The following is a 12623-nucleotide window of genomic DNA, read 5'->3' as shown; positions in this document are numbered from 1 at the left end:
TCAATGTCCTTCCTTGCCCGAACCGTTGCCGCCACCGGAACCGCCGTCGCCGCCCGTGCCGCCCGCGTTGCCGGCATCGTCGTCATGGTCGTGCGCATGGTGCTCTTCGTAATGACCGAGCGCCACCGCCGGATCTTCCTTGTCGCCGGAGAACTTCGCGCGAATCACGACGAAGAACATCGGGATCATGAAGATCGCGAGGAACGTCGCCGTCAGCATCCCGCCGATCACGCCGGTGCCGATCGCGTGCTGGCTCGCCGAACCCGCGCCGTTGCTGATCGCGAGCGGCAGCACGCCGAGCACGAACGCCATCGACGTCATCAGGATCGGCCGCAGCCGCAGCCGCGCCGCTTCGAGCGCCGCCTCGACCGGTCCCATCCCCTCGCCCTGCTGCAGTTCGCGCGCGAACTCGACGATCAGAATGGCGTTCTTCGCGGACAGGCCGACGGTGGTCAGCAGGCCGACCTGGAAGAACACGTCGTTTTCCAGACCGCGCAGCGTGACCGCGAGCAGCGCGCCGAGCACGCCGAGCGGCACCACCATGATGACCGCGAACGGAATCGACCAGCTTTCGTACAGCGCCGCGAGACACAGGAACACGACGAGGATCGAGATGCCGTACAGGATAGGCGCCTGCGAACCCGACTGGCGTTCCTGGAACGACAGGCCGGTCCACTCGTAGCCGATGCCCGCGGGCAGCTTGGCAGCGATCGCTTCCATCGCCGTCATCGCCTGGCCGGTACTCTTGCCCGCCGCCGCCGCCCCCTGGATTTCGACCGACGAGATCCCGTTGTAGCGTTCGAGCTTCGGCGAGCCGTAGGTCCAGTGGCCGGTCGCGAACGCGCTGAACGGCACCATCCCGCCCGTGCCGTTGCGCACGTACCAGGTATGCATGTCGGACTCGTTCATCCGGAACGGCGCATCGCCCTGCACGTACACCTTCTTGATCCGGCCGTCGGTATCGAGGAAGTTGTTCACGTACTGCGACGCCCACGCGATCGAGAACGTCTGGTCGACCGCCGCTGCCGTCACGCCGAGCGCCTCCGCCTTCTCGCGGTCGATGTTGACCTTGAACTGCGGCGTGTCGTTCAGGCCGTTCGGGCGCACGAGCGCGAGCATCGGATCCTGCGCGGCCATCCCGAGCAACTGGTTGCGCGCGGCCATCAGCGCCTCGTGGCCGAGACCCGCGCGATCCTCAAGCTGGAAGTCGAAGCCCGACGCGGTGCCGAGTTCCGGAATCGACGGCGGATTCACCGGGATCACCATCGCATCCTTGTACGACGCGAAGTGCCCGAACACCCGGCCGACCAGCGCCTGCACCTTCTGGTTCGCGTGCTGCCGCTCGGAGTAGTCCTTCAGCCGCACGAACACGAGACCGGAGTTCTGGCCGCGGCCCGCGAAGCTGAAACCGTTCACCGTGAACACCGAATCGACGATTTCCTTCTCGTCGTTGAGCAGGTAGTTCGAGATGTTCGTCAGCGTGCGCGCGGTCGTTTCCTGGGTCGAGCCGGACGGCGTCTGCACGAGCACGAACATCGTGCCCTGATCCTCGTCCGGCAGGAACGACTTCGGCAGCCGCACGAACAGCAGCCCGACCGCGACGATCACCGCGATGTAGATGATGAGCCAGCGGCCCGAACGGCGGATCACGTGGTACACGCCGTTGTGGTACTTGTCGCGGCTCCTCTCGAACGTGCGGTTGAACCAGCCGAAGAAGCCGGTTTTCACGCCGTGGTCGCCCTTCTGGACCGGCTTCAGGATCGTCGCGCACAGCGCCGGCGTCAGAATCAACGCGACCAGCACGGACAGCACCATCGCCGCGACGATCGTCAGCGAGAACTGCCGGTAGATCGCGCCGACCGAACCGCCGGAGAACGCGACCGGCACGAACACCGCCGACAGCACGAGCGCGACGCCGACGAGCGCGCCGGTGATCTGGCCCATCGCCTTGCGGGTCGCATCCTTCGGCGATAGCCCTTCTTCCGCCATCACCCGCTCGACGTTCTCGACGACCACGATCGCGTCGTCCACCAGCAGGCCGATGGCGAGCACGAGGCCGAACATCGACAGCGTGTTGATCGAGAAGCCGACCGCCGCCATGATCGCGAACGTGCCGAGCAGCACGACTGGCACCGCGATCGTCGGAATCAGCGTCGCGCGCAGGTTCTGCAGGAACAGGTACATCACGAGGAACACCAGCACGATGCCTTCCAGCAGCGTCTTGATCACTTCCTCGATCGACAGCCGCACGAACGGCGTCGTGTCGTACGGATACTTCACGACGAGACCGTGCGGGAAGTACTTCGACAGCTCGTCGATCTTCGCGCGCACCAGCTTCGCGGTCTGCAGCGCGTTCGCGCCGGTCGCGAGCTGGATGCCGAAGCCCGCCGTCGGCTGGCCGTTGTACTTCGTGTCGAAGTTGTAGTTCTCGGCGCCGAGTTCGATCCGCGCGACGTCGCGCAGCAGCACGCGCGAGCCGTCCTGGTTCACCTTCAGCAGCACGTTGCCGAACTCGTCCGGCGTGCGCAGCAGCGTCGCCTCGGTGATCGTCGCCTGCAGCGCCTGGCCCGGCACCGCCGGCGTGCCGCCGAGCTGGCCGCCCGCGACCTGCACGTTCTGCGCGGTGAGCGCCGCCGTCACGTCGACCGGCGTGAGCCCGTAGTTCGTCAGGCGGGTCGGGTCGAGCCAGATCCGCATCGCGTACTGCGAGCCGAACAGCGTGACCGTGCCGACGCCGTCGATCCGGCTGACCGGATCCTGGATGTTCGACGCCACGTAGTTCGTGAGGTCGTACTTCTGCATGCTGCCGTCTTCGGACACGAACGCCATCACCAGCAGGAAGCTGCTGCTCGACTTCGTGACCTTGATGCCGAGCTGCTGCACGACCTGCGGCAGGATCGGCGTCGCCAGTTGCAGCTTGTTCTGCACCTGCACCTGCGCGATGTCCGGATTCGTGCCGGCGGCGAACGTCAGCGTGATGGTCGCGGTGCCGGAGTCGTCACTGGTCGACGCGAGGTACAGCAAGTGGTCGAGACCGCTCATCTGCTGCTCGATCACCTGCGTGACGGTGTCTTCCACCGTGCTGGCCGACGCGCCCGGATAGGTTGCGCTGATCTGGATCGCCGGCGGCGCGATGGTCGGGTATTGCGCGACCGGCAGCGTAAACACCGACGCGATGCCCGCTAGCATCAGGATGATGGCGATCACCCACGCAAAAATCGGGCGATCGATAAAGAACTTTGCCATGAAACAGGCCCCCTGTTATTACGCGCCGGACGCAGCGGATGCCGGCTGCGCGCCGCTGGCCGATGCGGGTGCCGCCAGCGGACCCGTTGCGGGCGGCGGCGGGAGCTGCGCGGGAATCGGCTTCACGGTCGCGCCCGGGCGAACCTTCTCGGTGCCCTGCACGATCACGCGGTCGCCCGCTTCGAGTCCGCCCTGCACGACCCAGTTCTGGCCCTGCGTGCCGGCCGTGACGAGCGTATGCAGCGACACCTTGTTGTCCGGTCCGACGACGAGCGCGGTCGCCTGACCCTTCTGGTCGTGCGTGACGCCGATCTGCGGCACGAGGAACGCGTCGTTGTTGATGCCTTCCTCGATCTGCGCGCGCACGAACATGCCGGGCAGCAGCACGCCGTCCTTGTTCGGGAAAATCGCGCGGATCGTCACCGAGCCGGTAGTCTGGTCGACCGTCACGTCGGTGAACTGCAGCTTGCCGGTTTCCGGATAGGTGCGGCCGTCTTCGAGGAACAGCTTGACCTTCGCGGCGTTCGGGCCGTTCGTCTTCAGGCGGCCTTCCTGCACCTCGCGGCGCAGCCGCAGGCCGTCGAGGCTCGACTGCGTGAGGTCGACGTACATCGGGTCGAGCTGCTGGACCGTCGACATCAGCGTCGCCTGGCTCGCCTGCACGTACGCGCCCGGCGTCACCTGCGAAATGCCGACCTGGCCGGTGATCGGCGACGTGACATCCGTGTAGCCGAGGTTGATCTGCGCGGTATCGACCGACGCCTTGCCGGCGTTCACGTCGGCGGCGGCCTGGCCTTCGGCGGCGACCGCATTGTCGTAGTCCTGCTTGCTGACCGCGTTCGATGCGACCAGCACCTTGTAGCGGTTCGCCTGCGCGGTGGTCGAGACGAGGTTCGCCTGCGCGCGCGCGAGGGTCGCCTTCGCGTTGTTCAGCGCGGCGATGTACGGAGCCGGATCGATCTTGTACAGCCGTTGCCCCGCCTTCACCATCGTGCCTTCGATGAATTCGCGGCGCAGCACGATGCCATCCACCCGCGCGCGCACCTGCGCGACGAGGAACGCATTGGTGCGGCCCGGCAGTTCGGAGACGACCGGCACCGGAGTCGGCTGGACGGTGACGACACCCACTTCGGGTGTCTGCGGCGGCGGTGCAGACTGCTTCTGCCCGCACGCTGCGAGCACTATGGCAGCCGTCGCGGCACTGATTAGGCGAAATGGAACCCGTTCGACGCGCATGGAGCGACCTCTGTCTATGACTGACATTAAAAGGAATGCGGCGTCCGGAATCTGGTGCAGGACGACAACGCACGCCAGAGTGGCAACACTTGACGGCCCCCGGGCGGGACGAACGGCGCGGACCAGCCCGCACACCCGCCGGACGACACAGAACGCGCGGCCGAACAAACCGTCGCGCGAAGGAATTCGTAAGATCTCTGTGGCCAGTGACGGATATTAACCGGACATCACAGGTTGGGGTGACCAATCGGTGGGGTGCTATTATAGATACATTCGTGAATGCATGTAAAAGGACAAAATGCTTCCCGGACGCTTTCGGACGCACGTTCAGTTCGTAATCTGGCAGACGCATAGATCGATTGTTGCGTCCCGCGTTTAAAAAGCAGCGGAGACATCCCGCCATTACCGCAAACCGCAGAACATGGTCCGACGCACCAAAGAGGAAGCGCAGGAGACGCGCAACGGTATCCTCGACGCCGCCGAGCGGCTCTTTTACGACAAGGGCGTGTCCCGGACGTCGCTGGCCGATATCGCGCACGCGGCGGGCGTCACGCGTGGCGCGATCTACTGGCATTTCGCGAACAAGGGCGACCTGTTCACCGCGATGTTCGACCGCGTGCTGCTGCCGCTCGACGAGCTGAAGGCGGCGTCCGTCGATCCCAACGAAATCGATCCGCTCGGCCGGATCCGCGAAATGTGCACGTTATGCCTGCGCAACACGGCGACGGACGCGCGCCGCCGCCGCGTGTTCGACATCCTGTTTCTGAAGTGCGAGTTCGTCGAAGAGATGGGGCCGGTGATGACCCGCCATCAGTCGAACATGCGCGAAGGGCTGGGGAAGCTCGAAGAAGGGCTGCGCAACGCGATCTCTAAGCACCAGTTGCCGGCCGACCTCGACCCGGCGCGCGCGGCGCGGGTCGTCCATTCGTTCATCGGCGGCGCGCTGCGCGACATGGCGATCCTGCCGGACCTGTTCGACGTCGCGGCCGGCGCGGAAGCGGCGGTCGATGCGCTGCTCGACGCGCTGCGGTTCAGTCCGGCGCTGCGCAACGGGAACGAGGCGCCGACGCGTTAGTCCGCGCCGGGGCGCGTCATCCCCGCCTGCCTTCGTGCTCCGGTTCGTTGTCCTGGCGTTCGTCCCGGCCGCTCACGGCTGCTGTCCGCCGCTGCTGGGCATTGCTGCGGCGGGCTTCCCGCAATCGCGCCGCGGCAGCGCCACTTCGGTCCGCCGCGGCCGTTCAGTGCGCTGTCACGCGGCCGCCTGCGTCGCTCGCGCCTTCTGGTTCGACACATAAATGTTGCTGACCGGCAGCGGCACGCCGGCCTCGACGGCCGCGAGCCACGCATCGGTCGTCGCGACCGCCGCGAAACGCGACTGCATCACGACGCTGAACACCCGGTGGATGTCCTCGGCGCTCGCGAAACCCGCGTCGTTCTCGTACGGCACCGAGCCGGTCGCGTCCGCGAGGAATTCGACCTTCAACCCGCGGTGGGTCGCCTCGAACACGGTCGACGCGTCGCAGTTGTGCGTCATGTAGCCGGCGACCGTCAGCGTGTCGATGCCGCGCGCGGCGAGCCAGTCGGCGAGGCCGGTCTGCGCGAACGCGCTCGGCAGCGACTTCTCGACGTAATGGTCGCGCTCGCGCGACGCGACGACCGGATGCAGCTCCGCGCCGGCGCTGCCGCGCGCGAACAGCGGCGAGCTGGCCGGCGCGAAGTTCTGCACGACGACGACCGGCACGCCGGCCGCGCGCGCGGCGTCCATCGCGCGGCCGATGTTCGCAAGCGAGGTCCGGACGTCCGGGTATTCGATCGGCAGATCGCCGGTCACGTATTCGTTCTGCACGTCGATCACGACGAGCGCGCGGCGGGGAATGGCGGACATGGCAGGCTCCCTGGGATGCGGTTTTGTTCCGGTTCGACCGGTTGACGGTGACGGGATCGACCATGGAAAGATCGATGGCTGCATTGTTCCGCCTCGCCGCGCGCGCCGACAGCGGCCCGAAAGACAACTTTCGCTAGAATCGGGCCATTCGTCACGCGTCACGATCGGGCCATGTCGATGGTCCGCCTGAACGAGTCCGCCGCCATGCCCGCTTCCAGCGCCTCTGCCACCCGCTCCGCATCGCCGCGTGTCGTCGCGGTGATCGCGTTCGACCGCGTGAGTCCGTTCCACCTGTCGGTGCCGTGCATCGTGTTCGGCGACGAGCGCCCCGAAGGCGGCGTGCCGCCGTTCGACCTGCGCGTGTGCGCGGCGGAGGCCGGCCCGCTATCGACGACGGCGGGTTTCACGATCGCCGCGCCGCACAGTCTCGATGGACTGGCCGACGCCGACGTCGTGATCGTGCCGAGCTGGCGCGACGCGGCGGAACCGCCGCCGGACGCGCTCTGCGACGCGCTGCGCACCGCTCATGCGCGCGGCGCGATCGTCGTCGGGCTGTGCCTCGGCGCGTACGTGCTCGCGCACGCGGGCCTGCTCGACGGCCGCACTGCGACGACCCACTGGGCGTGGGCGGACGACTTCGCGGGCCGCTTCGCGCAGGTGCGCGTCGATCCGGACGTGCTGTACATCGACGATGGCGACCTGCTGACGTCCGCCGGCACGGCGGCCGGCCTCGACTGCTGTCTGCACCTGCTGCGCCGCCTGTGCGGGACGCCGGCCGCGAACTACGTCGCGCGACGCCTCGTCGTGCCGCCGCACCGGCAGGGCAACCAGGCGCAGTACGTGCAGCAGCCGCTGGCCGCGCGCGGACGCGGCACCCGGCTGTCCGGCATGCTCGACTGGATCCGGGAGAACCTCGACGCGCCGCACACGCTCGACTCGCTCGCGCAGCGCGCGCTGATGAGCCGCCGCACGTTCACGCGCCAGTTCCGGCAGACGACCGGCGCGACGGTCGGCGCGTGGCTGCTCGGCGAGCGTCTGACGCGCGCGCAGCAACTGCTGGAAACCACCGACGAGCCGATCGACAACGTCGCGCAGCGTGCGGGCTTCGGCTCGGCCGCGTCGCTGCGTCAGCATTTCATGGAGGCGTTCCGCACGTCGCCGTCGTCGTGGCGAAGGGAGTTTCGCGGCGGCTGACGACGCGTCGCGTCGCCGCCGGACCGCAATTCAGGAAGTCAGTCGCCGCGCGAAGTAGAGCAGCAGCGCGACGAAAAAGATCATCGCCGCCCACGCCCAGTAAGGCACCGCGTGCGGCGTCGGCTCGTGCGGCAGCATGCCCGCCGCGCGGCCGCTCAGCGTGTTGCCGTACTGCCCCGGCAGCAGATGCGCGCGCCGCGCAATGCCGGCCATGCTGATCGGCCGAAGGAACACGTGCTGCCGGCGCGGCGGCGCATCGCTCACGCGGTTCGGCCCCTGCCCGTGCTTCGCCTCGACGACCGCGCAGAACTCGGTGAAAAAGTCGTCCGCCAGTCCGTGCAGCGCGTTTTCGATCTGGCGCGGCGGCAGTTCGGCGAGCGGCCCGGTCAGCGTGGCCCATACCGAATAGTCGATCCGCGTGCGCTGGCCGCCGTCCGCCTCTGCCTCGTCCTCTTCGGCCCGCAGCGCCACATCGATCTGGCCGCGCAGCGAGCCGATCCCGTCCGCCCGCGCGCGAAAACTCAGTATCCGCCGCGGCGTCTGCGGCATCGGCAGCGGCTGCTCGACGTCGTGCGCGATGTGTGCGCGCACCTCGTAGCGCGCGCGCAGCGGGCCGAGCGGCACGGTGAACGTCAGCGCATATTCGCCCGGCGACAGCCGGTGGAACGACTCGCAGTGCGCGAAACTCGCGCGCACCAGAGCGGCATCCTGCAGCGCGTCCCAGACGACGGACGGCGCCAGCGGAATTCTCAACGCGTCGTTCAGTTCCATGGCGAGGGTTCTCCGATAAGCGCTCGACGTATCGATCAGGTATCGGTCAAGACGTCTGATCGATCCGGTCGACGCGCGACGCGTAAAACGCCAGATATCCCCCGATCCGCAGCACGCTGTCGAACGGCTCCTCGTAGCTCCAGACTGCGTTTTCGACCAGACCGCTCTCGGTGCGCAGATGGAAATAGCATGCGTCGCCCTTGTGCGGACAGTGCGACGTGTGCGCCGACCGCTCCAGCCGCGCCATGTTGACGTCGGCGCGCGGGAAGTAGAACACGTCGGGGAGCCCGGATTCGGACAGGGTCAACGCAGCGTGGGTATCCGCGAACGTGACGCCGCCGTGGATCACCCGGACCCGATGGTGATTGGCGGTAATGTCGATGCGGTGACCGGCGTCTGGTTCGACGGCCATGTTCGGCTCCCTGGCTGATGCGTGGCGCGGCTGTCGCGCGCTGTCGTCCTGCCGGCCGGCTTCGTGTGGCATGCCGGCCTTTTCGTCGGTGCGTGTCGGTACGAACCGGCGCGGCCCGATGCACGACCCCAGCGGGCCGGCGACGTAAAAAAGCCACGGGGCGGCCCGTGGCTTCATTATCGGTGAAACTGCGCGCGGCTGCGCGACCATCCGTGCGGAACCGGCCGCGTCAGCGGCTGACCTGCCATGCGAAGGTCGCGCGCGCGCTGCCGTTGCCGCGGACCGTCACCGTCTGCGACCGCGCGACGTCGCTGTAGGTCGCGTGGATCGTGTAGCGGCCGGGATGCAGGCGAACCAGCATGTACGGCCCCTTCGACGCCGTGTCGAGCACCGTTTTGCCGCCCGCGTCGACGATCTGCACGTGAACGTTCGCGACGTAGGCGGAACTCGGGCCGGTGAAGCGCAGCGACAGCGGCCACTGGCTTTGCGCGCGCCGCAGCGCGGTGGATTCGTCGAGCCCGACGCCGCCGGACACGAACGACACGTCGCCCTGCTGCTCGGTCTGCGGCATGCCGGTCGGGTGGATGTTGCCGGCGCTGGTGTTGTCCGTCGTCGTTCCGCCGACCGTGCCGCCCGCGTCCGTCTGCGCGGCTGCGCCGCCCGCCACGCCGCCTGCGACGGCCGCCGCGATCAGCATCGAAACGATCCGGTGCGAATTGCGTTGTTTTTCCATCGTGGTCGCTCCTTACAGGTTTGCCGACTTCGGGCTTTCGCAAGGTGCGTGCCCACTCCATCGGACGGGGAAACGCTGGCAAGAGACCGGACACGCGATGCGTTCCGGCAAACGGCAGCGCGGGCGGGTATTCCCCGCCCGCGCTGGAACCGACCACAGGTTAGCGGTTTTCGGCAGGCGACGCGTTCAGCGAGCCCGCCGCATCCGCGAAGGTCAACCGAGATCCACCGGCACGAAGATCTGCGCGTCGTCGCGCTGGATCAGCAGTGCGATGCTGTTGCCCGCCTGCGCAACCATCTGCTTGAGCTGCTGCGCGTTGCTGACCGGCCGGCCGTTGACCGCGAGAATCACGTCGCCCGCCTGGATGCCGGCGCTGGCCGCCGCACCGCCGACCTGCGCGACGACGAGACCGTGCGTGAGCGAACTGCCGTTCATCTCTTCGGGCGTCAGCGGCCGCACCGCGACCCCGAGACGGCCTTGCACGTCCGACTGCGGCGTATCGTTCGACGCGACCTTCGTATCGCCGAGCGTGCCGATCGTGACGCCGACGGTCTTCGACGCCTTGTCGCGCCACACTTGCAGATCCGCCTTGCTGCCCGGCTTGATGCCGGCGATCAGCGACGGCAGCATCGTCGAGTCGTCGACCGGCTGACCGTTCACCGACAGGATCACGTCACCCGGCTGGAGACCCGCCTTCGCGGCCGGACCGCCCGGATCGACGGAGCTGACGAGCGCGCCCTGCGGCTTTTGCATGCCGAACGAATCCGCTAGCGTCTGGTTCACCGACTGCACCGCCACGCCGAGACGGCCGCGGCTCACGTGACCGGTCTTCACGAGGTCGTCCTTGACCTTGATCGCCTCGTTGATCGGGATAGCGAACGACAGGCCCTGGAAGCCGCCAGTCTGCGAATAGATCATCGAGTTGATGCCGATCACCTCGCCTTGCAGATTGAACAGCGGGCCGCCCGAATTGCCGGGGTTCACCGGCACGTCTGTCTGGATGAACGGCGTGTAGTTCTCGTCAGGCAGCGAACGCGACTTCGCGCTGATGATGCCCGACGTCACCGTGTTGTCAAAGCCGTACGGCGAACCGATCGCGACGACCCACTGACCGACCTTGCTCTGGCGCGGATCGCCGATCTTCACCGTCGGCAGATCCTTCGCATCGATCTTCAGCACCGCGACGTCGGACTGCTTGTCCGCGCCGACGACCTTCGCGCGGTATTCGCGCTTGTCGGTCAGCTTCACGGTCACGACGTTCGCGCCATCGACCACGTGTGCGTTCGTCAGAATGTAGCCGTCCGCGCTGATGATGAAGCCGGAGCCGAGGCTCGCGCTCGGCCGGTCGGATTGATCGCCGCCGTCAGGCCCCTGCATGCCCGGCATGCCGCCGTAGAAGTGCTTGAAGAACTGGTAGAACGGATCGGACGGGTCGATCGGCAGTTGCTGCGGACTCGCGCGCCGCGACACCTGCTTCACGACATGCTTCGCGCTGATGTTGACGACGGCCGGACCGTAGGTTTCGACGAGTCCGGAGAAATCAGGGATGCCGGTTTTCGCGGCGGCTTCGGCGGGCATCAACGCGGCGGCTTCGGCCGGCGAGATGACCTGGGGCGCGGGCATATCCCGGCGCCCTGCCACATAGCCCGCCGACAACGCGGCGGCAATGGCGATGGCCACGGCACTGCGGGTAAAGATTTTTACGTTCATTGCGGGCTCCTTCGGCGAAATGCTTTAGTGGTGCCGCGAAGCGTACGTGGCGTCACTTAAGGCAGTCTTAATCCCCGGAGCGTCGCAAAATCCCGCGCAAAGGCAGCCGCGCGGCCGCGATCAGAACCTCACTTCGACCCGCAACCCGCCCGCGGACGAATCGCCGAGCGTCACCGTCGCGTCATGCTGCGCAGCGACGCGACGCACGATCGCAAGCCCGAGGCCGCTGCCCGACACATCGGTCCGCGCGCGCGTCGCACCCGCGCCGACGCGATAAAAACGATCGAACACGCGCGGACGCTCATCCACGGGAATGCCCGGCCCGCTGTCGGCAATCGTCACGAGCGGACGGCCGCCGTCGATCCGCAAGCTCACATCGACGCGGCCGCCATCCGGCGTGTACTTCGTCGCGTTGTCGAGCAGATTGTTGAGCATCACGCGCAATGCGTCGGGATCGCCGTGGACCATCGCGGCCGTGCTTTCTTCAATGCCGAGATCCACGCCGCGTTGCTGTGCAAGCGGCGCGTAAGCCGCGACGCAGTCCTCCAGCAACGCATGCAGATCGACGTCGCGCGCCCTCGCCCGGCTGTCCGGCTCCGAACGCGCGAGCGCGAGCAGTTGCTCCGCGAGGCGCGTCGCGCGCGTCACGCCGGCCTGAAGATCGGTGAGCGCATCGCGGCGCGCGTCGTCGTCCTTCGCGCGCGCGACGAGCTGCGCCTGGATCTGCACCGCCGCGAGCGGCGTGCGCAGTTCATGCGCGGCGTCGGCAACGAATGCCTTCTGCGTGTCGAGCGCCTGTTCGAGCCGCGCAAGGAGCGCGTTCAGCGCATGCACGAGCGGCGTGACCTCGCGCGGCACGCCGCTTTCGGGCAGCGGATCGAGCCCCTCCGGATGACGCGTGTCGAGCGCGCGCGCAACCCGCGTCAGCGGCGCAAGCCCGCGCCCGACGACGATCCACACGGCAAGCCCGAGGAACGGCAGCAGCACGATCAGCGGCCACAGCGTGCGCAGCGCGACGTTCGCCGCAAGGCGGTTGCGCACCGACACCGGCTGCGCCAGTTGCACGACGTTGTCGCCGACGATCGCGCCATACACGCGCCAGTCGCCGCGATCCGTGCGTTCGGTCGAGAATCCCAGTTCCGCGCGCGGCGCGAGCGGCGCGCGCGGATGCGAGTAGTACATCAGCACGCCGTTGCGATTCCAGATCTGCAGCACGATCCCTTCGTCGCCGGTGTCGCGCGAGCCGAGAATCGCGTTGAACGGCTCGGACGGCAGCGCCGCCGCGATCTCCTGCAACTGGTAGTCGAACAGTTCGTTCGCCTCGGCGAGCGCCTGCCGGTAGATCAGCCAGCCCGCGAGCCCTACGCCGGCCACCACGAGGGCCAGCAGCCAGAACAGCAATTGTCGTCGGATCGAACGCATCGGCTAGTCGGTCT

At 67.6% G+C, this 12623-nt stretch carries 10 protein-coding genes; 2 read left to right on the top strand and 8 right to left on the bottom strand.

The window, feature by feature from the left end:
* Together BLV92_RS04345 and BLV92_RS04340 are read right to left on the bottom strand one after the other, a co-directional pair.
* A complete protein-coding gene (locus BLV92_RS04345) occupies positions 1-3246 on the bottom strand; it encodes an efflux RND transporter permease subunit (protein ID WP_090542574.1) in 3246 nt (1081 codons plus the stop codon).
* Positions 3247-3264: 18 nt separating this feature from the next.
* Positions 3265-4482 carry an efflux RND transporter periplasmic adaptor subunit gene (locus tag BLV92_RS04340; protein ID WP_090542572.1) on the bottom strand — a complete coding sequence of 406 codons (1218 nt, stop codon included), beginning with the start codon at positions 4480-4482 and terminating at the stop codon, positions 3265-3267.
* A 421-nt stretch (positions 4483-4903) separates the two neighbouring features.
* Between BLV92_RS04340 and BLV92_RS04335 the strand changes: the two genes are divergently transcribed.
* Positions 4904-5557 carry a TetR family transcriptional regulator gene (locus BLV92_RS04335; protein WP_090542570.1) on the top strand — a complete coding sequence of 218 codons (654 nt, stop codon included), beginning with the start codon at positions 4904-4906 and terminating at the stop codon, positions 5555-5557.
* A gap of 174 nt (positions 5558-5731) precedes the next feature.
* Here the strand turns inward: BLV92_RS04335 and BLV92_RS04330 are convergent, their stop codons facing one another.
* Positions 5732-6367: a cysteine hydrolase family protein gene (locus BLV92_RS04330; RefSeq protein WP_090542568.1), complete on the bottom strand. Its 636-nt coding sequence runs from the start codon at positions 6365-6367 to the stop codon at positions 5732-5734.
* A 204-nt stretch (positions 6368-6571) separates the two neighbouring features.
* Between BLV92_RS04330 and BLV92_RS04325 the strand changes: the two genes are divergently transcribed.
* On the top strand, positions 6572-7561 hold the full coding sequence (locus BLV92_RS04325) for a helix-turn-helix domain-containing protein (RefSeq protein ID WP_090546818.1): 990 nt from the start codon (positions 6572-6574) through the stop codon (positions 7559-7561).
* A gap of 30 nt (positions 7562-7591) precedes the next feature.
* Here the strand turns inward: BLV92_RS04325 and BLV92_RS04320 are convergent, their stop codons facing one another.
* The 5 genes from BLV92_RS04320 to BLV92_RS04300 all read right to left on the bottom strand — a co-directional run bounded on the left by BLV92_RS04320 (position 7592) and on the right by BLV92_RS04300 (position 12609).
* Complete coding sequence (locus tag BLV92_RS04320) at positions 7592-8332, bottom strand: SRPBCC family protein (protein ID WP_090542566.1); 741 nt, start codon at positions 8330-8332, stop codon at positions 7592-7594.
* A 46-nt stretch (positions 8333-8378) separates the two neighbouring features.
* Positions 8379-8744 carry a DUF427 domain-containing protein gene (locus BLV92_RS04315; RefSeq protein WP_090542564.1) on the bottom strand — a complete coding sequence of 122 codons (366 nt, stop codon included), beginning with the start codon at positions 8742-8744 and terminating at the stop codon, positions 8379-8381.
* 229 nt (positions 8745-8973) lie between these two features.
* On the bottom strand, positions 8974-9477 hold the full coding sequence (locus BLV92_RS04310; protein ID WP_090542562.1) for a carboxypeptidase-like regulatory domain-containing protein: 504 nt from the start codon (positions 9475-9477) through the stop codon (positions 8974-8976).
* Positions 9478-9690: 213 nt separating this feature from the next.
* Positions 9691-11187 (bottom strand): DegQ family serine endoprotease, encoded by a 1497-nt coding sequence (locus tag BLV92_RS04305; RefSeq protein WP_090542560.1) that lies wholly within the window; start codon positions 11185-11187, stop codon positions 9691-9693.
* A 120-nt stretch (positions 11188-11307) separates the two neighbouring features.
* Positions 11308-12609 carry an ATP-binding protein gene (locus BLV92_RS04300; protein WP_090542558.1) on the bottom strand — a complete coding sequence of 434 codons (1302 nt, stop codon included), beginning with the start codon at positions 12607-12609 and terminating at the stop codon, positions 11308-11310.
* Positions 12610-12623 lie beyond the last annotated feature (14 nt).

The organism is Paraburkholderia caballeronis (assembly GCF_900104845.1).
Lineage (GTDB): Bacteria > Pseudomonadota > Gammaproteobacteria > Burkholderiales > Burkholderiaceae > Paraburkholderia > Paraburkholderia caballeronis.
This window is presented reverse-complemented; position numbering and strand designations above follow the sequence as displayed.